The sequence below is a fragment of the Streptomyces hilarionis genome (assembly GCF_024539675.1).
GTDB classification, from domain to species: Bacteria; Actinomycetota; Actinomycetes; order Streptomycetales; family Streptomycetaceae; genus Streptomyces; species Streptomyces hilarionis.
Window position 1 is genome coordinate 20,696 of sequence record NZ_JAHHIT010000046.1, and the last position, 20,516, is coordinate 41,211.

Here is a 20,516-nt window from a genome sequence, read left to right on the forward strand (position 1 = left end):
CTCCCCGCTCGACGGTCACCGACGGCTCGGCGGCCGGGTGTGTCCGCCCGGCATCCGCTCGGCGGCCGTCGTCGAGGAATGCGATGCCCACGCCGCGGCGCGCGCACGCGGGCGCAAGGGAGTGCACGGGGAGCACGAGGGGAGCACCGAAATAGTTCACGGGTAAAACACATGTTAAATTGATGGAATGAGCAGTACGACCCCCCAGCGATCCCGGCCCCCACGGCGGCCCCTGCCCGCACCCCGAAAGGACCCCGGACGCCGTCTCCCGCTCGCCGGTGTGCTGCGGCTCGGCCGCCCCTCGGACATCTGGTTCAAGCCCGCCCTGAGCGTGATCGCCGCGGTCGCGCCGCCCAACCTGCTGCTGCTGACGCTCGGACGGCTGGACCTGGCGATGTACACGATGGCCGGATCCCTGTGCGCCCTCTACGCCCACAACCGCCCCTACGCGGCCCGCGCCCGCGTGCTGGCGTGGGTGGTGCTCGGCATGACGGGCGGCCTGGCCGTCGCCCTGCTCGCCGCCTCGCTCACCGCGTCGCCCGTCGTCCTGGTCACCGTCGGCGCGCTCCTCGCGGCCGCGCAGAAGGCACTGTGCGACGCGACCCGGCTCGGACCGCCCGGCAACGTCGTCCTCACCTTCATCAGCTCCGCCGCGCTGTTCGTGCCGCAGACCCTCGGCCAGGTCCCGGGCCATCTGGGACTGGCTCTCGCCGCGGGCGGCTGGGCCTGGCTGGTCGGCATGGCGCCCGGACCGGCCCGCCCGCACGGCCCCGAGCGGCGCGCCACCGCGCACGCCCTGAACGCGGCCGCCGCCCGCGTCGACGCCCATGCGGCGGGCGAGGGCCAGGGCGAGGACCGGGCCCGCGCCGCCGCGGCCGCCGCCGTGCACGCCGCCTGGCAGACGCTCCTGTCGGCGCGCGCCGGAGAGACGCGCCGCGGCCTGGAACGGCTCGTCGTGCGGGCCGAGATCGCCCTCGCGGCCCCCGCCGACACCGACCCGGCCCGGCTGCGCGAGTGGGCCCGCGACCTGCGTGGCACCGCTCCCGTCCCGCGTCCCGACGACCTCGTCGACGACGACGAACTCCTCGGCGTCGACACCGAACTCGCCGCAGGCCGAACGCCGTTGAGGCGCCGACTCGGCCCCCTGGCCCCCCTCGCGGCACGCACGGCCCTGGGCTGCGCCCTCGCCGGCTACGCCTCCCTGGCTCTGGGGGTCGGCCGCCCGTACTGGGCCCTGGTCACCGCGGCCTCGCTCTACCAGGCCAACGTCACCCTCACCTGGAGCCGTGCGGTCCAGCGCGTCGTCGGCAATGTCGTCGGCGTCCTCGCCTTCGCCGCGCTGGTCCCGCTGGCCCACCTCGCCCAGGCGGCGCTGGTCCTGGTCTGCCTCGCCCTCAACTTCGGAGCCGAGGCGCTGATCAGCCGCAACTACTGGCTCGGCAGCGTCTGCGTGACCCCGATGGCCCTGCTCATCACCGAGTTCGCGCAGGTCCAGGACCCGGGCCGGCTCGTGACCGAGCGGCTCGTGGACACCCTCGTCGGTGCGGTGGTCGGATTCGCCGCCGCGGTCGCCGTCACCAACCGCCGGGCCGGCGACCGCCTGGAAAGCGCCCTGACGGCGGTCGAACGGGCCCGGGAACGCGCCGCCCGCCTGGTGGCGGAGCCGCGCCCCGACAGCGCGGCCCTGGACGCGGCCCGCCGCGCGCTGACCGCGGCCCTGGTCGATCTCCGCGCCACCGCCGACGCGGCGGCCGGCGAATGGTGGCAGCGCGCCCTGCCCCAGGAGCGGGTCGTGACGGCCGAACAGTCGGGACACCGTACGCTCGCGGCGACGGTACGGCGTCAGGGGCTGCTCCTGGGCCGCGAGACGCGTGGGAGAGCGGAGGACGTGCGGCGATGACGGCGACGCGGGGACGGACGGCGGCCGGGAACGGGGCACCGGAGGGCGCTGCGGACGGGAACGCCCCGGGGGACCGCCCCGCGACCGGCGCCCCGGACGCCGCCGGAGGCGCCGAGACGACCGGCGGATCCACCCCCGCCGACGCCGGCACACTCGACACCTCGCAAGCCGATGACAGCCGCGCGGGCGACCGGGCCAGGGGCGACGACCGGGTCGCGGGCAGGGGCCGGGGCGGTGACGCGGAGAGGAACGACACGGTCGCCGCCGTCGTACGTCAGTGGCAGACCGTCCGGCCCGACCTGGACACCGGCCCCATGGAGATCATCGGGCGGGTCAACCGCTGTGCCGCCCTGCTCCAGCAGGCCGAGGACGCGCCCCTGCGGGCCGTCGGGCTGAGCCGGCCCGAGTTCGACCTGCTCGGGGCGCTGCGCCGGACCGGACGCGAGCTGACCCCCGGCGACCTCGCCCGCGAGACCTTCTCCTCAGGGGCCGCCGTCACCAAACGCCTCAAGCAGCTCACCGAGCGCGGCCTCGTGGAACGCCGTGGCGACACCCGGGACCGCCGCGTCGCCCACCTCCGCCTCACGGACGCCGGGAGGGACGTCGTCGACGGCGTCCTGCCCGAGCAGCTCGCCTACGAGAGCGCGGTGCTGTCCGCCCTGGACGACGGAAGCCAGGGGGAACTGGCCGACCTGCTCGGAGAGTTGCTCAGCCGGCTCGAGGGCCACATGCGCACGCTGCGGGTCTGAGCGGCGGGCCGGGGCCCGAGGGGCGCGAGGCTCCTGAGAATCCCCGGGGGCACGGGTGGCCCGGCGACGACCAGCGGCCTCGGGCCGTCGCGTTCGCGCTCACCCCTCGTCGCCCGCGCGGTACACGCCGAAGGCCGCGCCCGGCGGGTCCCGGAGCACGGCGATCCGCGGGCCGTCCGGCACGGAGGCCGGTTCCATCAGAACGGTCCCGCCCGCCTCCACGGCCGTCCGCGTGGCGGCGTCCACGTCGGCCACCGCGAAGTACGGGAGCCAGTGCGGCGGCACCTCCGGCGGGAACTTCTCGTCCATCGTGATCATGCCGCCGAAGTCGGCGCCGCCGACGCCCCACTGCACGTAGTTCTCCGAAGAGCCGACGGTCCAGCCGAACACGGTGGTGTAGAAGGTCTCCGCCCGTTCCGGATCGCGGGTCAGCAGCTCGACCCAGCCCAGCGAGCCGGGCGCGTTGAACAGGTCGGCGCCGGGGAAGGTCCGCGCCTGCCACAGCTGGAACGCGGCGCCGGACGGATCCAGGGCCACGACGAAACGGCCCATGTCGAAGACGTCCATCGGACCGACCAGCACCTTGCCGCCGGCCTCGGTGACCAGGCGGGCGCTGACGTCCGCGTCGGTCACCGCGAACGACACGCTCCAGGCGCACGGCTGACCCTGCTGGTGAAGGGGGGTGAGCGCGGCGACGGCGGCCTCGCCGAGGTGCGCGACGGTGTAGCCGCCCGCCTCCTGTCGCGGGTCCGTCCGGGGCTGCCAGCCGAACAGCTCCGTGTAGAACCGCTTCGCCGTGTCCAGGTCACCGGTCCCCAGCTCGGCCCAGCAGGGCCCGCCGGGCACGGACGCGTCGAGCTTCATGACGTTCCTTCCGACGAAGGGGACCCCTTCCAGCACGCTAAGCCTCGCCCCGGACGACGGCATCCGCTGACCGCGGCGGCCCGGAGAACCCCGGTGTGAGGCGGCGTCGAGCGGACGCGGCAGGCGCGGGCGGGACCGGCCGGGGCGCGCGACGCTCGGGCCGACCGCACCGGGACCACCGTCCACCGCGAAGCGGGGGCACGGCGGAATCCGCCGCCCCGGGCCGGTGATCGCCCACCGGCCCGTTCCGCTCGGGTCCCGCCCGGCACGCGCGCCCCGCCGGCGGCGGAGGACCCGGCGGGGCGTGGCTCAGATGCCCGGGCGGTAGCGCATCGGATGGTCGGCGGGGACCTCCACCAGCACGATCGGGGTGCCGTCCGGATCCGCGATCCACATCTCGACCAGGCCCCACGGCTCGCGCACCGGGGGACGGACGATCTCGACCCCGTGGGCCCGCAGCTCGTCGTGCGCCGCCGCCACGTCCGCCACCTGAAGCCACAGCCGTACCGCGGGGTCGGGCGGCATCGGCGCCCGTGCGCGGCCGGAGAGCTCCAGGAAGCCGCCGCCGAGGAAGTAGACGACCCCGCGCTCCGGCCCCGTCCCGAACTCGCGGAAGACGGCCAGCCCCAGCCGCTCCCCGTAGAAGGTGCGGGAACGCTCGGGATCGGTGGGGCGGAGCAGGGTCCTACCGCTCAGTACATGCACCATGCATCCCGAGGCTACCCGCGTGGAGTTAGGCTCACCGGTACCCCTGACACGTCAGAGACCGGAGAACGCCCGCATGGACACCGCCGCCACCGACCTGACCTTCCGTGACGCCACCGCAGCCGACGTCGACGCCGTCGTCCGGCTCATCGAGTCCGCCTACCGCGGGGACTCCAGCCGGGCCGGGTGGACGACGGAGGCCGACATCCTGCAAGGGCAGCGGACCGACCCCGACGGCGTGCTCGCGGTCATAGCGGCGCCCGACAGCAGGCTGCTCACCGCGGAGCAGGACGGCCGGACGGTCGCCTGCTGCCAGCTCGAACACCGCGGCGACCACGCCTACTTCGGCATGTTCGCGGTCAGCCCCACGGCGCAGGGCGGCGGCCTCGGCAAGGCCGTCATGGCCCGGGCCGAGCGCGAGGCGCGCGAGGCCTGGGGCGTCAGCGAGATGCGCATGACCGTGATCTCGGTCCGCGAGGACCTCATCGCCTGGTACGAGCGCCGCGGCTACCGCCGGACCGGCCGGATGACCCCCTTCCCGTACGGCGACGACCGCTTCGGCATCCCGCAGCGCGACGACCTCCAGTTCGAGCTGTTGATCAAGGACCTGACGTGAGCGCCGGGCCGCGCCCTCAGGCCGTGAAGCGGCCGGTGCGCCTGATCTCCGGGTAGTCGGTGGTCGCGCCGTCGAGTTCGAGGGCCCGGACGAGCCGCAGCTGCTCCTGGGTGTTGACCACCCAGCCGATGATCCGCAGGTCGCGCTTGCGGGCCTCCTCGACGATCTCCAGCGTCAGGCGCCTGAGGTTGAGGCAGAGCGTGGCGGCGCCGGCTGTCACGGCCCGGTCCACGATGTCGAGGCCGTAGCGGCTGCCGATGAGCGCCGTGCGCACCCCGGGGACCAGCCGCGCGATCTCGGCGACGGCCTCGTCGTGGAAGGAGGACACCTCCACCCGTCCCGTCAGGTCCCGGGCCGAGATCACCTCGGCCAGCGCCCGCGCCGCCTGGACGTCCTTGATCTCTGCCTGCAACGGTGTGCGCACCGCGTCCAGGACCTCCTCGAAGACCGGCACCCGCTCCCCGCGCCCGGCGTCGAGGGCCCGCAGCTCCGCGAGGGTCTGTTCGGCGACGGCCCCGGCGCCGTCGGTCGTGCGGTCCACGTCGGGGTCGTGCATGACGACCAGCGCGCCGTCCTTGCTCAGGTGCAGATCGAGTTCGATGACGTCGAGGCCGGCCTGCTCGGCGGCGACGAAGGAGCGCAGGGTGTTCTCGGGCTCGACGCCCATCACGCCGCGGTGGCCGATGGTGAGGAAGTTCAAGGCGGGACTCGTTTCCGTCGACGGCGGGGCCGGGGGAGCACACGGGCCGACGGCCGCGGGCAGCCCGGGACACGCGTGCGTCCCCCGACTTCCTACCCGCCCTGCCCGTGCGGAAGCGTTCGCCTCTCCGGTGTCGGACAGGAAATAGTGAGGTGAAGATGCGGGCGGGCAGGATAATTTCCCGAAGGTCCACTTGCTGGAGGAAACCTCGTATGCATACGGTGTCCTGACGCGAGGTTCTCCAGTGGAGGATGGGACATGACGGAAATTCTTGTGCAGGCAGCTACGGAGGATCGGGTTCCTCCGACGACCAGGGTGGTGGAGCACCCGGCGTGGCGCGTGCTCAAGGATGCCGTGGAGGAGATCCGGCCCTGGCAGGCCAAGGACGGATCGATCGACCTCACGGCCGAGGGCGCGCCGCAGCGTGCGGACGTCGAGCAGGCGGTCCGGCGGGTGATCGAGGCGGTCGAGGAGCTCTCCCCGCTGCTTCCGCACGACGCCGACTACCACCGCGCCCTGGCGAAGGACCTGCGGGTCTGGGCCGACGGCGGATTCGAGGTGCCGGACTTCCTCGACTCCCTGCTGGCCTTCCAGCCGGCCGCCGACCGCCGCGACGGCCTCCAGCACCTGGTCGTCTTCCCGATGTACACGCAGAACGGCAACCCGGACCGCAACCTGGAAGCGGTCGTGCTGCGCATGGTCTGGCCGGACTGGCTGGCGGAGCTGGAGCGCACCCGCTACGACAACCCGCTGTTCTGCGGCATCACCTTCGAGGACTTCACGGCCGGCTACGACACCAACTCGGCCGTCCTCTTCCCGGAGACCATCGCCGTCCGCGAAGCGCCGGAACGTTTCTCCTGGGGCGGCATCTTCTGCGACCGCGAGGCCGCCCGCTTCCGCCGGGTCACCGACGCGGCCGTCGACGTGCTGGGCCTGGAGCTGCCCGAGGACATCGCCGCCATGGTCCACGACCAGAAGCGCTGCGAGGAGGCCTTCGTGCTGTGGGACATGGTCCACGACCGCACCCACAGCCACGGCGACCTGCCCTTCGACCCGTTCATGATCAAGCAGCGCCAGCCGTTCTGGATGTACGGCCTGGAGGAGCTGCGCTGCGACCTCACCGCCTTCAAGGAGGCCGTGAAGCTCCAGGACGACGGCGTCCCGCAGGCCCGTGACGTGCAGTACGCCGTCCTCTTCGACCGCATGTTCCGCTTCCCCGTCACCGGCGAGCGCGTGCGCAACTACGACGGGCTCGGCGGCCAGCTGCTCTTCGCCTACCTGCACAAGCACGACGTCATCCGCTGGACGGACAACAAGCTGCACATCGACTGGCAGCGCGCCCCGCAGGTCACCAACCAGCTCTGCGCCGACATCGAGCAGCTCTACCGCAACGGCATCGACCGCCCCAAGCTCGTGCACTGGTTCGCCGGCTACGAGCTGGTCTCGACCTACCTCGCCCCGCACCCGGGCTCCAAGTGGGCCAAGGGCCCCGACGCCCTGGACCTGACCCAGCCGCCGCGCAAGCTCGTGGACGACGTGCTTGCCGACGAGTTTCCGCTGAGCATGTTCTATGAGGCACTGTCCAAGAAACTCAAGAGCGTGATCGCCTCGACCCGGGGCATCACGAGGGACGGCGCCGAGCGGATCGCCGCGTGAGCGACCTGCGTACCGAGAACACTGCTCAGGAGGCGAGGAACATGGGGAACGGGGCTCTCAGCGGTGCGGTGATCGCGGTGGCCGGCGCGGGCGGACCCGCGGGCCGGGCGGCACTGCTCAGGCTCGCCGAGGCCGGCGCGACCGTCGTCGGCGCGGACAACGACCCGGAGCGTCTGGCGGAGGCCGTCGACGCGGCGCGCTACGGGGCCGGGGGCGCCACCGTCACCGGCGAGCCGGTCGACCTGCTCGACCTGGACTCGACCCGCGACTGGGCGCTGCGCGTCGAGAAGGAGTTCGGCCGGATCGACGGCCTGGTCCACCTCGTCGGCGGCTGGCGCGGCAGCGAGACGTTCATCAAGACCAGCCTGGACGACTGGGACTTCCTGGAGCTGCTGCTCATCAAGACCGTGCAGCACACCTCCCTCGCCTTCTTCGAGGGGCTCCAGCGCAGCGACCGCGGCCGGTACGTGCTGATCAGCGCGTCCGGCGCGACCAGGCCCACCGCGGGCAACGCCGCCTACGCCGCGGCCAAGGCCGCCTCCGAGGCCTGGACGCTGGCGCTCGCCGACGCCTTCCGCAAGGCGGGGGGCGCGGACGGACCGACCTCGGCGGCTGCGATCCTGGTGGTGAAGGCGCTGGTGCACGAGGCGATGCGCGCCGACCGCCCCAACGCGAAGTTCGCGGGTTTCACGGACGTCAAGGACCTGGCCGAGGCCATCGCCGGAGTCTGGGAGAAGCCCGCCACCGAAGTGAACGGACAGCGTCTGTGGCTCACCGAGCAGCCGTGAACCCTCCGAAGACCGACGCCCGTCGCCACCACGATCCCGAGATCCGCGGCTTCGCCAGCGACAACTACGCCGGGGTGCACCCGGAGGTGCTGGCGGCGCTGGCCGTGGCCAACGGCGGCCATCAGGTGGCGTACGGGGAGGACGACTACACCGAGAACCTCCAGGGGATCGTCCGCAGTCATTTCGGGCCGACGGCGGAGGCCTTCCCGGTCTTCAACGGCACCGGCGCGAACGTCGTCGCGCTCCAGGCGGTCACCGACCGCTGGGGCGCGGTGATCTGCGCCGAGAGCGCCCACATCAACGTGGACGAAGGCGGCGCGCCCGAGCGCATGGGCGGGCTGAAGCTGCTCACCGTGCCCACCCCCGACGGCAAGCTCACCCCGGAGCTGATCGACCGGCAGGCCTGGGGCTGGGAGGACGAGCACCGCGCGATGCCGCAGGTCGTCTCGATCACCCAGAGCACGGAGCTCGGCACGCTCTACACGCCCGAGGAGATCCGCGCGATCTGCGACCACGCCCACGCGCGGGGCATGAAGGTCCACCTGGACGGCTCCCGCATAGCCAATGCGGCGGCCTCGCTGGACGTCCCGATGCGGACGTTCACCAACGCCGTCGGCGTCGACGTCCTGTCCTTGGGCGGGACCAAGAACGGCGCGCTGTTCGGTGAGGCGGTCGTCGTGATCAACCAGGACGCCGTCAGCCACATGAAGCACCTGCGCAAGCTGTCGATGCAGCTCGCCTCGAAGATGCGCTTCGTGTCGGTCCAGCTCGAGGCGCTGCTCGCCAGGGACCTGTGGCTGCGCAACGCGCGCCACGCCAACGAGATGGCCCAGCGGCTGGCGGAGGGCGTGCGCGCCGTGCACGGCGTCGAGGTCCTCCACCCGGTGCAGGCCAACGGCGTCTTCGCGCGGCTCCCGCACGACGTGAGCGTGCGCCTGCAGAAGCGGTTCCGGTTCTACTTCTGGGACGAGGCGGCGGGCGTCGTGCGCTGGATGTGCGCGTTCGACACGACCGAGGACGACGTGGACCTGTTCGTGGCGGCCGTCAAGGAGGAGATGGCGCGGTAGCGGCGCCGGCGGCCCACGAGAACCCACCGGGATCGGGGCGTCGGCTGTAATGCATAGGTATGCGGTCACCTGAAAAGTCATTGACGCTCGGGTGGCCGTTTTCCTATGCTCTCCCGGTATGGAGCCGATCCAGGAGAACCCTGACCTGTCCGCCTATCTGGCCGCTGACGAGGTCATCGACCATCACCATCCACGGGTGCGCGAGACGGCCGCACGGCTCGCGAGGGACGCCGAGGACTCGTATGCCTATGCGGCGCTGGCCTTCGCCTACGTCCGTGACGCCGTGTCCCACTCGCACGACGCCGGGGACCCGCGGGTGACCTGGCGCGCCTCGGACGTGCTGGCGCGGGGGACGGGCGTCTGCCACGCCAAGGCCCACGCCCTGACCGCGCTGCTGCGCGCCGAGGACATCCCGACGGGGCTCTGCTACCAGCGGCTCGCGCACGACGACGGCGGGGGCCATGTCGTGCACGGACTCGTCGCGGTGCGTTTCGGCGGCGCCTGGCACCGCCAGGACCCGCGCGGCAACAAGCCGGGAGTGGACGCGCGGTTCTCGCTGGACGGCGAGCGTCTCGCCTTCGTCCCCGACCGCGAAGCGGGGGAGTGCGACTACCCGGGCCTGTACGCGGCGCCGCACCCCGCCGTCATCGGCGCCCTGCGTTCCGCCCCGGACCGGGCGCGGCTGTGGGAGACCCTCCCACCGCGCTCTGAGGCGGCGTACCGCCCGCGGCGCGGTGGTGGGTGGGGGCGCACCGGGGAGGCGCCCGGCGGCCCCCGCCGGGCGAAGGTCCGGCACGGGGCGTCGGGGCCTCGCCCGCGTCAGCGCGCCTCGGCCTCGCGGACCTGCTCCGGCGTGGGCGCGGTGCCGCCGAGGTGGGCCGGCATCCACCAGGTGTCGCTCGCGTCCTTGGGGCGGACGGGGTAGGCGCGCTGGGCGGCTTCCAGGAGTTCCTGGACGCGCTCGCGCAGCTGGCGGGTGATGGCCCCCGCGTACTTGTCCCGGGAGGCCTCCATGGCCTCGCCCACCCGGATGGTGATCGGGGTGTGGCTGCGCTTGAAGTTGCGCGGGTGCCCCTTGGTCCACAGGCGCTGCGTGCCCCACAGGGCCACCGGGATCAGCGGGACGCCCGCCTCCTGCGCCATGCGGGCCGCGCCGGACTTGAAGCTCTTCAGCGTGAACGACTGCGAGATGGTGGCCTCGGGGAAGACGCCGACGATCTCGCCCGAGCGCAGCGACTCCAGGGCGTGCGCGTAGGCCGTCTCGCCCTGCTTGCGGTCCACCGGGATGTGCTTCATGCCGCGCATCAGCGGACCGGAGATCCGGTGGCGGAACACGGACTCCTTCGCCATGAAACGCACGAGACGCTTCTGCGGGAGGGCGGCCAGACCGTCGAAGATGAAGTCGAGGTAGCTGATGTGATTGCTCACCAGCACGGCACCACCTGAGCGCGGGATGTTCTCCGACCCCTTGCAGTCGATCTTGAGGTCCCAGGCCTTGAACAGGGTCTGGGCGAGGCCGACGACGGGGCGGTAGACAAGCTCTGCCATGGGCGGGGCGAACCCTTCCTTCTCTTTGCCGGGGATGCCTCCCGGCGGCAAAGTTACGCAGCCGTAGGTTTACGGCATCTCGCAGATCGTGCCCGAAGAACGGCCGGGGAGCCAGCCCTGGTGCCCGGCGGCGGCGAGATACTCGTCACGTCGGCCCCCTTGATCCACCTCGGGCTTTTAAGTGGTCTTTACTCCACCCGAACCGCGACGCGCCGCACGAGCAGGTACATCTCGCATCCCAGGCAGTACCCGAAGGCGGCATTGAGGAACGCGGCGGCCAGCGCGGCCCCCGTCGCCGCGAGACCGAGCCACTCCGGCCCGAGGACGAGACCGACGAGGCCGAGGCCCGCGAACAGCAGGCCCACGGCCTGGGCGAACCGCGGCGGCTCCGGCGCCTCGAACGCCACCGGCGGCCCGAGTCGCGGCCGGACGAGGCGACGGAACACCCAGCCGTACGGCGAACGCCCCGGTCCGCCCGCCGCGCCCAGCGCGAACGCCAGCGTCTGCCAGGCCAGCAGCCAGGGGCTGCCGGTGATGAGGACGACCGCGAGCACCACGGTCGTCACGGCGGCCCCGAAGCGCGGGCCCCTCGCGTCGATGTCCATGAATCAAGCATTCCGCATAGGGCAGGATGCACGGGGCCGGGAATCTTTGCAGTCTCGTGAACGCTGCAACGGCCGATGACCGGACTCATGGTGTGCGTGGCGGTGCTCGCGGCGGCGAGCGCCTTCGGACTGCTGCATCGGCGGCGGAGCGGGAGGGTACGAGTGCGCGGGCGGGACGACGGCAGGCGGCTGGGCGCGGACCGGCTCGGCGGCGAACTGGGCGAACGGGCCACGCTCGTGCAGTTCTCCAGCGCCTTCTGCGCGCCGTGCCGGGCCACCCGCAGGGTGCTCGGCGAGGTGGCCGGCCTGGTCCCCGGAGTCGCCCACATCGAGATCGACGCCGAGGCGCGGCTGGACCTCGTGCGCGAACTCGACATCCTCAAGACGCCGACCGTGCTGGTCCTCGACGCCGAGGGCCGGATCGTCCGGCGCGCCACCGGTCAGCCCCGCAAGGCCGACGTCGTCGCGGCGTTGGGGGAGGCGGTGTGACCTGCGGTGGGGGAACGGTGAGGCATCTCCCAGTTGCCGGGACGGACTTGACTGTGCGTGCCGGCCGTCGTCAGCCTGGCCGTATGTCCGTCGAACTCCTTCTCCACGGGCGGGTCCACGTGGATCTGCTCCGTACCGCGAGCGCGCGCTGTCCGGTCCGTTGAGCGCCCACGGCCCGACCCGCAACTTCCCGCAGAAGGACGACCCCATGACGGCCACCCCCGACCTCGGCCTCGGCCGGCTCGCCTCCCCCGATCTCCTGCGCTCCGTCTTCCGGCGCCACGCGGCCGGAGTCGCCGTGATCACCGCCGCGGGCGAGAGCGGTCCGGTCGGCTTCACCGCCACCTCGCTCAGTTCCGTGTCGGCGGAGCCGCCGATGCTCTCCTTCGGCATCGGCACCGGCGCCTCCAGCTGGCCCGCGGTGTCGCGGGCGGAGTACGTGGGGGTCCACATACTCGGCGAGCACCAGCAGGCGCTGGCCGCCACCTTCGCCCGCAGCGGCGCCGACCGCTTCGGCGCGCCGACCGCGTGGCGTGAGGGGCCGCAGGGGGTTCCCGTGCTGGACGACGTGCTCGCCTGGCTGGTGTGCCGCGTCGTCGCCCGCGTGCCCGCGGGAGACCACCGCATCGTGCTGGCCGAGGTGGTCCTCGGCGACCCGACGGGCACGGGCCGTCCGCTGCTGTACCACCAGGGTCGGTTCACGGCTCTGCGGGATTGATCACTGGGCCGCCGTCCTGCGCCCGCGCCGGGTTCCGATTACGCTGCGTTGCACAGGTCACAGTTCAAAGCGCTTGCTTAGCGGGAACCAACTGGGTGTACTGGCGAGTAATATTTCGGTCGGAGCGCAGGCCGCCCCAACCGGGATCGGCCGCTTGAGACGCCTATGCTGCCTGGAAGAAGGCAGCCAGAACTGACGATGCAGTAGGAGAGCCGGCGTGAGCTTGAGGATCGTTGTCACTGTGAAGTACGTGCCCGACGCCACCGGCGACCGGCACTTCGCCGATGACCTGACCGTCGACCGGGACGACGTGGACGGTCTGCTCTCCGAGCTCGACGAGTACGCGGTCGAGCAGGCGCTGCAGATCTCCGAGAACTCCGACGACGACGTGGAGATCACCGTCCTGACGGTGGGCCCCGAGGACGCCAAGGACGCGCTGCGCAAGGCTCTCTCCATGGGCGCCGACAAGGCGATCCACGTCGAGGACGACGACCTGCACGGCACCGACGTCATCGGCACCTCCCTGGTGCTGGCCAAGGCGATCGAGAAGGCCGGCTACGACCTGGTCATCTCGGGCCTCGCCTCCACCGACGGCACCATGGGCGTCGTCCCGGCCCTGCTGGCCGAGCGCCTGGGCGTCCCGCAGGTCACCCTGCTCTCCGAGGTCTCCGTCGAGGACGGCACGGTCAAGGGCCGCCGCGACGGCGACGCCGCCTCCGAGAACCTGGAGGCCTCCCTGCCGGCCGTCGTGTCGGTCACCGACCAGTCCGGCGAGGCGCGCTACCCGTCCTTCAAGGGCATCATGGCCGCCAAGAAGAAGCCGGTGGAGTCCTGGGACCTGTCGGACCTGGACCTGGAGGCCGGGGAGGTCGGCCTGGAGGGCGCGTGGACCAAGGTCGAGTCCGCGACCGAGCGTCCCGCCCGCACTGCGGGCACGATCGTCAAGGACGAGGGCGAGGGCGGCAAGCAGCTCGCCGAGTTCCTCGCGGGCCAGAAGTTCATCTAAAGGCCCCTCGCCGACCGCCCCTCAACTTCGTTTCGCAGGAGAGCAAATCCCATGGCTGAAGTCCTCGTCTACGTCGACCACGTGGACGGCGCCGTCCGCAAGCCCACCCTGGAGCTGCTGACGCTGGCCCGCCGTATCGGCGAGCCGGTCGCCGTCGCGCTCGGCCAGGGCGCCGAGAACACCGCCGCCGCGCTCGCCGAGCACGGCGCCGTCAAGGTCCTCACGCACGACGCCTCCGAGTACGCCGACTACCTCGTCGTACCGAAGGTGGACGCGCTCCAGGCCGCCGTCGAGTCGGTCTCCCCGGCCGCCGTCCTCATCCCGTCCTCCGGGGAGGGCAAGGAGGTCGCCGCGCGTCTGGCGCTGCGCATCGGCTCCGGCGTCATCACCGACGCCGTCGACCTGGAGGCCGGCGCCGAGGGCCCGGTGGCCACGCAGTCGGTGTTCGCCGCGTCCTTCACCACCAAGTCCCGCGTCTCCAAGGGCGTCCCGGTCATCACCGTCAAGCCGAACTCGGCCGCGGTCGAGGCCGCTCCCGCCGCCGGCGCCGTGGAGGCGCTCGGCGTCTCCTTCTCGGCGCAGGCGACCGGCACCAAGGTCACCGGCCGCACGCCGCGCGAGTCGACCGGCCGCCCGGAGCTGACCGAGGCCGCGATCGTGGTCTCCGGCGGCCGTGGCGTCAACGGCGCCGAGAACTTCGCGCTGATCGAGTCCCTCGCGGACTCCCTCGGCGCGGCCGTCGGCGCCTCCCGGGCCGCCGTCGACGCCGGCTGGTACCCGCACACCAACCAGGTGGGCCAGACCGGCAAGTCGGTCTCGCCGCAGCTCTACATCGCCAACGGCATCTCCGGCGCCATCCAGCACCGGGCCGGCATGCAGACCTCGAAGACGATCGTCGCCGTCAACAAGGACGCCGAGGCCCCGATCTTCGACCTGGTCGACTACGGCGTCGTCGGCGACCTGTTCGACGTCGTCCCGCAGCTCACCGAGGAGATCAACACCCGCAAGGGCTGATCCCCCGCGGTCGCAGACCGCCCGAGGCCCCCGTGACCGCCGAGGTCGCGGGGGCCTCGGCCCGTCACAGGCTCAACGAGGCCTGCACCGGAAGATGATCGCTCGGGTACTGGCCGTCGACGGCGAACGTGTCGGTCCACTCCCGGTGGACCGTGACGCCGGGTGTCGCGAGGATCCAGTCGATGCGGTCCCCGTCGGGTATCAGCGGCCGGTACCCGTGGAACGTCGCGTACGCCCCGCCCCGCGCGCGTGCCGTGTCCCAGGTGTCCACCAGGCCGGCGGCGAGCAGCGCGTCGTAGACCGGACTGACGTGCGCGACGGCGTTGAAGTCGCCGGTCAGCAGCAGGGGCAGCGCCGGGTCGAACCGGGCGATCCGCTCGGCGATCAGGGCGGCGCCGCGCACGCGCGCGTACTGGCTCGCGTTGTCGAGATGCGTGTTGAGGACGACGAACTCCCGCCCCGCCGCCCGCAGGTCGCGGAAGCGGACCCAGGTGACCATGCGGGGATGGCCGCCGCCCCAGCTGTTGGAGCCGCGCACCGCCGGGGTGTCGGACAGCCAGAAGTTCTCGTGCGCCGTCGGGGCGAGCCGGCGGGTGTCGAAGAAGACGGCCACGGCCTCGTCGTCGCCCGCGGCGCGCGGGACGCCGATCCGGTCGTAGTGCGGTCCGAGATCGTCCTCGATGTCGCGCAGCTGGCGCGGCCGGCCCTCCTGGGTGCCGATGACGTGCGGGGCCGCGCGACGCAGCAGGGCGCTCATCACCGGCCGACGGACCGCCCAGCTGTTGGGCTTCCTGCGGGACGCGTAGCGGAGGTTGAAGGTCATCACCTCCAGCGGCGGCGCGGGCGTCGCCCCGGGTGCTCCGTGCGACCGGCTCTCCTGCCGTCCGGCCGACGATCCCGTCATGCCGAGCAGCGGGAGGGCGGCCGCGGCGGCCACCACGGTTCTCAGGCCCGCCCGTCGGTTCGGTCCGCTCGCGCCCGTCATGTGTCCCCCTCGCCTCGTGAGTCAGGATGAAGGGGAGAACGCGTGGACGGAAGAGGGCCCCGGCGCGTCGACGGACGGCGGTGAACGGAAGGGACCACGCCGTGGACAGGGTGTTGACCTGCCGGAAGCCGCACGGATAACTTCACTGTGCGGATTGCGGATTCCGTACGGTGGAAAACAGGAGGGTGTGGCATGGGCCAGGGCCAGCAGGAGACGGTGCCGACGAGTCTCGCGGGCGCCGTCGGCGAGGAGATCGGCGCGTTTCTCGCCCCGGTCGACGCCGAACTGGACCGCCACTACCCCGGAGACCCCGGCACCCGCCAGCCCGTCCACACCGTCTACGTGCCCGCGGACGTGTTCGCCGCCGACACGATCCGCACCTGGGGGGACCGGGCCCTCGCGGCCCTCGACGAACACGCCCCCGACGCGGCCTCCTTCGCCGCCTGCCTCGGCCTGCCCGACGAACTCGCCGAGCCGGTGTACACGCGCGTGCGGGCCAAACTGGAGCGCGAGCCCGTGGAAGACCTCCGCGTCGACTTCGAGGACGGCTACGGCCCCCGCCCCGACGCGGAGGAGGACGCGGCGGCCGCCCGTGCGGCCCGGCTGATCGCCGAGGCGTTCGCCCGGGGCGCCGCGGCCCCCTCCATGGGCATCCGCATGAAGTGCATGGAGGCCGCGGTGCGCGAGCGGGGCATCCGCACGCTCGACGTCTTCCTCACCGGTCTCGCCCAGGCGGGCGGTCTGCCCGACGGCCTCGTCCTCACCCTGCCGAAGGTCACCTACCCCGAGCAGGTCACGGCCATGGTCCGGCTGCTGGAGGCCTTCGAGAAGGCGAGGGGCCTGGAGCCCGGACGGCTCGGCTTCGAGATCCAGATCGAGACCAGCCAGGCCATCCTCGCCGCCGACGGCACCGCGACCGTCGCCCGCATGATCCGCGCGGCCGAGGGACGGGCCACGGGCCTGCACTACGGCACCTTCGACTACAGCGCCTGCCTCGGCGTCTCCGCCGCCCACCAGGCCAGCGACCACCCGGTGGCCGACCACGCCAAGGCGGTCATGCAGGTCGCGGCCGCGGGCACCGGCGTCCGCGTGTCGGACGGCTCCACGAACGTGCTGCCCGTCGGCCCGACGGAACAGGTCCACGACGCCTGGCGGCTGCACTACGGCCTCACCCGCCGCGCCCTCGCCCGCGCCTACTACCAGGGCTGGGACATGCACCCCGGCCACCTGCCGACCCGCTACGCGGCCGTCTTCGCCTTCTACCGCGAGGGCTTCGCCCGCGCCGCCGAGCGCCTGTCCCGGTACGCCCACCGGGCCGGCGGCGACGTCATGGACGAGCCGGCGACCGCCAAGGCCCTCAGCGGCTATCTGCTGCGCGGCCTGGACTGCGGCGCCCTCGACCTCGACGAGGTGACACGGGCGACGGGGCTGTCCCGGGCCGCCGTCGAGGCCTTCGCGGCCCCCCGCCGGGGGGATCTGACGGCTTCCGCGAACTGACGCGGGCGGACGGCGCCGGGCCAGTGGCGCGGAACCCGCCGAGCCGCCGGCCGGACCGGGAGCCCGCGGGCTCCCGGTCCGGCCGCCGACCCTCGGGCGGCCCTCAGCGGCGACTAGGCCGCGGGAAACGTGTACGGGGTGGTGATGATCTCCATGCCGTGCCCGGACGGATCCATGAAGTACAGGCCCCGGCCGCCGTGGTTGCGGTTGATCTCACCCGGCTGCCTGCCGTGCGGGTCCGCGAAGTACGTGATCCCCGCGGCCTCGATCCGTTCGAAGGCCGCGTCGAACTCCTCGTCGGAGACGAGGAACGCGTAGTGCTGCATGACGATGGACTCCGCGGGGACGGTGGCGAAGTCCAGGGTGACCTTGTTGCCGGTGCCGACGGGAACGAACGGCCCCCATTCCGCGCCGACTTCGAGTCCCAGGATCCCTGCGAGGAATGCGGCCGACTCCCGGTTGTCACGGGAGTGCACGATGGTGTGGTTCAGCTCGACTGACATGTGTGGAATGCCTCCGTAAGGCAAACTCACGGGCGCCTCCATGCCTCACCCGGCCGGTGACCGACACGCGACGCCGTCCCGTCACCCTAACGGACGCGCAGGTGCTCCAGACCGGAGACGGTCACCATGTTCTCCTCCGCGAACAACCGGGTGCCCCGCTCGCACCGGCGGGCGTCGGCCCGGGCACGCGCGCAGAACTCCTCGGGGGTTTCCCCGAAAAGCTCCCTCAACGCCGCCGAACCCGCCAGGAGTTCCCCGATCAGGGCATGCTGGCCCGGATGCGCGCGGGGCGCGCCGCGGCCGTCGTGCAGCACGCCGTGGTGATTCACGTAGGCGAACGCCTCGAGGAGCGGCTCGCCGTTCTCCAGCTCGACGCCGAAGTGCGGCGCGGGCAGCAGGACCCGGTCGTAGTTCGGCTCCGTCGCGTCGATCGTGGCGAGCTGCTCGGCGTCCAGCCAGATGACGAACAACTCCCTCGCCGTGCGCGGTGCGCTGACGGGCGAGGCGGACACGTAGCCGTGCCGGCTGATGTGCGCCGACACGCCCACGTCCAGGCCCGTCACCCGCGCCCGCACCATCGGGATGGGCGAGGCGATCGCGGACTCGGCCATCTTGTGCCGCAGTTGGGCGGGGCTCGCGTTGGACCCCACGGCCACCACCGGAGTCCGCGCCGGGTGCGCCAGCCGGTCCAGCGGCCGCAGTTCGTCCCCGTCCAGCAGCACCGAGGCCTTCGGCCATGCTCCGGGATACGTCAGCGGACGGTCGCGGGGCGCCTCGGCCAGGCCGAGCGACTCCAGCGTCCCGTGCACGGCGCGGGCGGCCACGGCCGGCTCAGTCCGCCGGCGGCAGTTCGCCCGAGCCGCGGGTGATCAGCCGGGTCGGCAGCTCGATGCGCTCGGGGACGAGCAGGGTCCCGTCCAGTTGCCGGAACAGCCGCTCGGCGGCGGTCCGGCCGAGCGTGGCCGCGTCCTGCGCGACGACGGTGACCCCCGGCTGGAGCAGGTCGGCGAGCTCCAGGTCGTCGAAGGCCACCAGGGCGGTCCGGCGGGTCCGCTCGGCCAGGACGCGGATCACGGTGACCGTCACCCGGTTGTTGCCCGAGAACACGGCCGTGACCGGCGCGTCCCCCGACAGCATCTCCTCGGCCGCGCGGCGCACCCGCAGCGGGTCGGTGGCCCCCAGGGACATCCAGGCGTCCTCGACGGGTATCCCCGCGTCCTCCATCGCCGCGCGGTAGCCGCGCAGACGCTCCGCGGCGGTGTGGATGCGGGGCATGTCGCCGATGAAACCGATCCGGCGGTGCCCCTGGGCCACGAGATGGGCCACGCCCGCGCGGGCGCCGCCGAAGTTGTCCGACAGCACGCAGTCGGCGTCGATGCGGCCGGCCGGACGGTCCACGAAGACCGTCGCGACCCCGGCTCTGATCTCGGGCTCCAGATACCGGTGGTCGTCACCGGCTGGGATCACCACCAGGCCGTCCACCCGACGCGCGCACAGCGCCAGCGCCAGTTCCTGCTCGCGGTCGGGGTCCTCGGCGCTGGAGCCGTTGATGAGCAGCGCGCCGTGCGCGCGGGCGACCTCCTCGACCGCCCGGCTGAGCGGCCCGTAGAAGGGGTCCGCGAGGTCCTCCAGGACCAGCCCGATGGTGGCCGTGCGGCCCTTGCGCAGCACACGGGCGCTGTCGTTGCGCCGGAAGCCGAGCGCGTCGATGGACTCCTGGACCCGGCGTTCCGTCTCGGGCGTGACCCCCGGCTCGCCGTTGACCACGCGGGACACCGTCTTGAGACCGACCCCGGCGCGCGCGGCGACGTCCTTCATCGTCGGGCGGTTGCCGTAACGGCTCTCGGGGCGGCGCTGCGTCTCCGGCACGATGCTGTGTCCTGTCCTGTCGTCCGCGGGAGGTCGGCATGCTCGCCGTCCGGTCGATCTCGCGGACGGGGATGCGGTGCCCCAGGGTTTGTATGAGGATGTGGCGTCGAGCATAGAGCCTGGACAACGTTGTCAGATGCGGGAGAGACTGTCCACCGCAATCCGGCCCGCGTCCCCCAACCGCTGGACCGGCCAGCTCATTTTCCGGTGGACGGGGAGAACCCAGACTGATGCACACCGACCTAGTGGCCGCGCTCGACATCGGCGGCACCAAGATCGCCGGAGCGCTGGTGGACGGCGACGGCACGATCCTGGCCCGCTCTCAGCGCCCCACGCCCGCCCGGGAGGACGGCGACACCGTCATGCGGGCCGTCGAGGAGGTGGTGGGGGAGCTGAGCGTGTCGCCGCTGTGGGGGCGCGTCCAAGCCGTCGGGATCGGCAGCGCCGGCCCGGTGGACGCGTCGGCCGGCACCGTCAGCCCGGTGAACGTGCCCGGCTGGCGGGCCTATCCGCTGGTCGACCGGGTCCGGGCGGCGACCGGGAACCTGCCGGTCGAACTGATCGGCGACGGCGTGGCGATCACGGCGGCCGAGCACTGGCAGGGCGCGGCCCGCGGCCACGACAACGCGCTGTGCATGGTGGTCTCCACCGGCGTCGGCGGCGGCCTCGTCCTCGGCGGACGGCTGCACCCCGGGCCCACGGGCAACGCCGGCCACATCGGCCACATCAGCGTCGACCTCGACGGTGATCCGTGCCCGTGCGGAGCGCGCGGCTGCGTGGAACGCATCGCCAGCGGCCCCAACATCGCCCGCCGGGCACGGGAGAACGGCTGGCTGCCCGGCCCCGACGGTGACGCCTCGGCCGCCTCCGTGGCCGCCGCCGCCCGTGCGGGCGACCCCGTGGCCCGCGCCTCCTTCGAACGCGCCGCCCAGGCGCTCGCCGCGGGCATCGCCGCGACGGCGACCCTGGTCGAGATCGACATCGCGGTGATCGGCGGCGGCGTGGGCAAGGCGGGCGACATCCTCTTCGCCCCCCTGCGCCGGGCCCTGCGCGACTACGCGACCCTCTCCTTCGTCCAGCGCCTCACGGTGGCGCCCGCGCTGATGGGCACGGACGCGGGACTCGTGGGAGCGGCCGCGGCCGCCCTGGCGACCGGCGGCGGCAGCGGCCTGAAGAACCCGAGCAGGAACGTTCCGGCCACCCGCTGAGAACGGGGCGTTCGAGGGGCGCAGCTCGG

At 72.9% G+C, this 20,516-nt stretch carries 21 protein-coding genes and 1 pseudogene; 13 read left to right on the forward strand and 9 right to left on the reverse strand.

Features of this window, described 5'->3' with window-relative positions; translation table 11 throughout:
• Positions 1-187: 187 nt before the first annotated feature.
• The gene (locus KMS84_RS11005) at positions 188-1,900 is read left to right on the forward strand and encodes an FUSC family protein (protein WP_256915951.1); all 1,713 of its coding nucleotides are present in this window, start codon (positions 188-190) and stop codon (positions 1,898-1,900) included.
• Positions 1,897-2,649 (forward strand): MarR family winged helix-turn-helix transcriptional regulator, encoded by a 753-nt coding sequence (locus KMS84_RS11010; protein WP_256915952.1) that lies wholly within the window; start codon positions 1,897-1,899, stop codon positions 2,647-2,649. Before KMS84_RS11005 ends, KMS84_RS11010 begins: the two co-directional genes overlap by 4 nt.
• A 99-nt stretch (positions 2,650-2,748) precedes the next feature.
• On the opposite strand, the gene KMS84_RS11015 is transcribed toward KMS84_RS11010, so the two are convergent.
• Both KMS84_RS11015 and KMS84_RS11020 read right to left on the reverse strand, forming a co-directional pair.
• Positions 2,749-3,513 carry a VOC family protein gene (locus KMS84_RS11015; RefSeq protein WP_256915953.1) on the reverse strand — a complete coding sequence of 255 codons (765 nt, stop codon included), beginning with the start codon at positions 3,511-3,513 and terminating at the stop codon, positions 2,749-2,751.
• A 309-nt stretch (positions 3,514-3,822) separates the two neighbouring features.
• Positions 3,823-4,221 carry a VOC family protein gene (locus KMS84_RS11020; RefSeq protein WP_256915954.1) on the reverse strand — a complete coding sequence of 133 codons (399 nt, stop codon included), beginning with the start codon at positions 4,219-4,221 and terminating at the stop codon, positions 3,823-3,825.
• 73 nt (positions 4,222-4,294) lie between these two features.
• Between KMS84_RS11020 and KMS84_RS11025 the strand changes: the two genes are divergently transcribed.
• On the forward strand, positions 4,295-4,834 hold the full coding sequence (locus KMS84_RS11025; protein WP_256915955.1) for a GNAT family N-acetyltransferase: 540 nt from the start codon (positions 4,295-4,297) through the stop codon (positions 4,832-4,834).
• A gap of 16 nt (positions 4,835-4,850) precedes the next feature.
• On the opposite strand, the gene KMS84_RS11030 is transcribed toward KMS84_RS11025, so the two are convergent.
• Entirely contained in the window at positions 4,851-5,534 is a 684-nt protein-coding gene (locus tag KMS84_RS11030) for a glycerophosphodiester phosphodiesterase (RefSeq protein ID WP_256915956.1), read from the reverse strand.
• A gap of 258 nt (positions 5,535-5,792) precedes the next feature.
• Between KMS84_RS11030 and KMS84_RS11035 the strand changes: the two genes are divergently transcribed.
• The 4 genes and pseudogenes from KMS84_RS11035 to KMS84_RS11050 all read left to right on the forward strand — a co-directional run.
• A complete protein-coding gene (locus KMS84_RS11035; protein WP_256915957.1) occupies positions 5,793-7,190 on the forward strand; it encodes a DUF6421 family protein in 1,398 nt (465 codons plus the stop codon).
• A 41-nt stretch (positions 7,191-7,231) separates the two neighbouring features.
• The gene (locus tag KMS84_RS11040) at positions 7,232-7,978 is read left to right on the forward strand and encodes an SDR family NAD(P)-dependent oxidoreductase (protein WP_256915958.1); all 747 of its coding nucleotides are present in this window, start codon (positions 7,232-7,234) and stop codon (positions 7,976-7,978) included.
• Positions 7,975-9,045, forward strand: a complete 1,071-nt coding sequence (locus KMS84_RS11045; protein WP_256915959.1) for a threonine aldolase family protein — start codon at positions 7,975-7,977, stop codon at positions 9,043-9,045. The genes KMS84_RS11040 and KMS84_RS11045 overlap by 4 nt, the downstream gene beginning before the upstream one ends.
• 118 nt (positions 9,046-9,163) lie before the next feature.
• Positions 9,164-9,745, forward strand: a pseudogene (locus tag KMS84_RS11050) (transglutaminase-like domain-containing protein); the annotation flags it as partial.
• A 119-nt stretch (positions 9,746-9,864) separates the two neighbouring features.
• Here the strand turns inward: KMS84_RS11050 and KMS84_RS11055 are convergent.
• Together KMS84_RS11055 and KMS84_RS11060 are read right to left on the reverse strand one after the other, a co-directional pair.
• A complete protein-coding gene (locus KMS84_RS11055) occupies positions 9,865-10,593 on the reverse strand; it encodes a lysophospholipid acyltransferase family protein (protein WP_256915960.1) in 729 nt (242 codons plus the stop codon).
• Between the two features lie 188 nt (positions 10,594-10,781).
• Entirely contained in the window at positions 10,782-11,198 is a 417-nt protein-coding gene (locus KMS84_RS11060; RefSeq protein WP_256915961.1) for a DUF4395 domain-containing protein, read from the reverse strand.
• A gap of 75 nt (positions 11,199-11,273) precedes the next feature.
• On the opposite strand from KMS84_RS11060, the gene KMS84_RS11065 reads away from it, so the two are divergent.
• From KMS84_RS11065 to KMS84_RS11080, 4 genes are all read left to right on the forward strand, one after another.
• Positions 11,274-11,687, forward strand: coding sequence for a TlpA family protein disulfide reductase (locus tag KMS84_RS11065; RefSeq protein ID WP_256915962.1), 414 nt, complete (start codon positions 11,274-11,276; stop codon positions 11,685-11,687).
• Between the two features lie 208 nt (positions 11,688-11,895).
• Positions 11,896-12,405, forward strand: coding sequence for a flavin reductase family protein (locus tag KMS84_RS11070; protein WP_256915963.1), 510 nt, complete (start codon positions 11,896-11,898; stop codon positions 12,403-12,405).
• A gap of 217 nt (positions 12,406-12,622) precedes the next feature.
• A complete protein-coding gene (locus tag KMS84_RS11075; RefSeq protein ID WP_256915964.1) occupies positions 12,623-13,411 on the forward strand; it encodes an electron transfer flavoprotein subunit beta/FixA family protein in 789 nt (262 codons plus the stop codon).
• Positions 13,412-13,462: 51 nt separating this feature from the next.
• On the forward strand, positions 13,463-14,425 hold the full coding sequence (locus tag KMS84_RS11080) for an electron transfer flavoprotein subunit alpha/FixB family protein (protein WP_256915965.1): 963 nt from the start codon (positions 13,463-13,465) through the stop codon (positions 14,423-14,425).
• Positions 14,426-14,489: 64 nt separating this feature from the next.
• Here KMS84_RS11080 and KMS84_RS11085 read toward each other — a convergent pair whose 3' ends face one another.
• Positions 14,490-15,410 carry an endonuclease/exonuclease/phosphatase family protein gene (locus KMS84_RS11085; protein ID WP_256915966.1) on the reverse strand — a complete coding sequence of 307 codons (921 nt, stop codon included), beginning with the start codon at positions 15,408-15,410 and terminating at the stop codon, positions 14,490-14,492.
• Positions 15,411-15,602: 192 nt separating this feature from the next.
• Here KMS84_RS11085 and KMS84_RS11090 point away from each other — a divergent pair, with 192 nt between their 5' ends.
• Positions 15,603-16,907 carry a DUF6986 family protein gene (locus KMS84_RS11090; protein WP_256915967.1) on the forward strand — a complete coding sequence of 435 codons (1,305 nt, stop codon included), beginning with the start codon at positions 15,603-15,605 and terminating at the stop codon, positions 16,905-16,907.
• A 113-nt stretch (positions 16,908-17,020) separates the two neighbouring features.
• Here the strand turns inward: KMS84_RS11090 and KMS84_RS11095 are convergent, their stop codons facing one another.
• The 3 genes from KMS84_RS11095 to KMS84_RS11105 all read right to left on the reverse strand — a co-directional run bounded on the left by KMS84_RS11095 (position 17,021) and on the right by KMS84_RS11105 (position 19,279).
• Positions 17,021-17,410: a VOC family protein gene (locus KMS84_RS11095; RefSeq protein WP_256915968.1), complete on the reverse strand. Its 390-nt coding sequence runs from the start codon at positions 17,408-17,410 to the stop codon at positions 17,021-17,023.
• A gap of 86 nt (positions 17,411-17,496) precedes the next feature.
• Entirely contained in the window at positions 17,497-18,234 is a 738-nt protein-coding gene (locus tag KMS84_RS11100; RefSeq protein ID WP_256915969.1) for a hypothetical protein, read from the reverse strand.
• Positions 18,235-18,241: 7 nt separating this feature from the next.
• Complete coding sequence (locus KMS84_RS11105; RefSeq protein ID WP_256915970.1) at positions 18,242-19,279, reverse strand: LacI family DNA-binding transcriptional regulator; 1,038 nt, start codon at positions 19,277-19,279, stop codon at positions 18,242-18,244.
• 230 nt (positions 19,280-19,509) lie between these two features.
• Between KMS84_RS11105 and KMS84_RS11110 the strand changes: the two genes are divergently transcribed.
• Entirely contained in the window at positions 19,510-20,487 is a 978-nt protein-coding gene (locus KMS84_RS11110) for an ROK family protein (protein ID WP_256915971.1), read from the forward strand.
• The last annotated feature ends 29 nt before the right edge of the window (positions 20,488-20,516 follow it).

Bases quoted from the DNA above. Each gene is read 5' to 3' on its own strand.
- KMS84_RS11005 (WP_256915951.1), top strand. From the start codon at position 188: ATGAGCAGTACGACCCCCCAGCGATCCCGGCCCCCACGGCGGCCCCTG.
- KMS84_RS11010 (WP_256915952.1), top strand. From the start codon at position 1,897: ATGACGGCGACGCGGGGACGGACGGCGGCCGGGAACGGGGCACCGGAG.
- KMS84_RS11015 (WP_256915953.1), bottom strand. From the start codon at position 3,513: ATGAAGCTCGACGCGTCCGTGCCCGGCGGGCCCTGCTGGGCCGAGCTG.
- KMS84_RS11020 (WP_256915954.1), bottom strand. From the start codon at position 4,221: ATGGTGCATGTACTGAGCGGTAGGACCCTGCTCCGCCCCACCGATCCC.
- KMS84_RS11025 (WP_256915955.1), top strand. From the start codon at position 4,295: ATGGACACCGCCGCCACCGACCTGACCTTCCGTGACGCCACCGCAGCC.
- KMS84_RS11035 (WP_256915957.1), top strand. From the start codon at position 5,793: ATGACGGAAATTCTTGTGCAGGCAGCTACGGAGGATCGGGTTCCTCCG.
- KMS84_RS11040 (WP_256915958.1), top strand. From the start codon at position 7,232: ATGGGGAACGGGGCTCTCAGCGGTGCGGTGATCGCGGTGGCCGGCGCG.
- KMS84_RS11055 (WP_256915960.1), bottom strand. From the start codon at position 10,593: ATGGCAGAGCTTGTCTACCGCCCCGTCGTCGGCCTCGCCCAGACCCTG.
- KMS84_RS11060 (WP_256915961.1), bottom strand. From the start codon at position 11,198: ATGGACATCGACGCGAGGGGCCCGCGCTTCGGGGCCGCCGTGACGACC.
- KMS84_RS11065 (WP_256915962.1), top strand. From the start codon at position 11,274: ATGACCGGACTCATGGTGTGCGTGGCGGTGCTCGCGGCGGCGAGCGCC.
- KMS84_RS11070 (WP_256915963.1), top strand. From the start codon at position 11,896: ATGACGGCCACCCCCGACCTCGGCCTCGGCCGGCTCGCCTCCCCCGAT.
- KMS84_RS11080 (WP_256915965.1), top strand. From the start codon at position 13,463: ATGGCTGAAGTCCTCGTCTACGTCGACCACGTGGACGGCGCCGTCCGC.
- KMS84_RS11085 (WP_256915966.1), bottom strand. From the start codon at position 15,410: ATGACGGGCGCGAGCGGACCGAACCGACGGGCGGGCCTGAGAACCGTG.
- KMS84_RS11090 (WP_256915967.1), top strand. From the start codon at position 15,603: ATGGGCCAGGGCCAGCAGGAGACGGTGCCGACGAGTCTCGCGGGCGCC.
- KMS84_RS11095 (WP_256915968.1), bottom strand. From the start codon at position 17,410: ATGTCAGTCGAGCTGAACCACACCATCGTGCACTCCCGTGACAACCGG.
- KMS84_RS11110 (WP_256915971.1), top strand. From the start codon at position 19,510: ATGCACACCGACCTAGTGGCCGCGCTCGACATCGGCGGCACCAAGATC.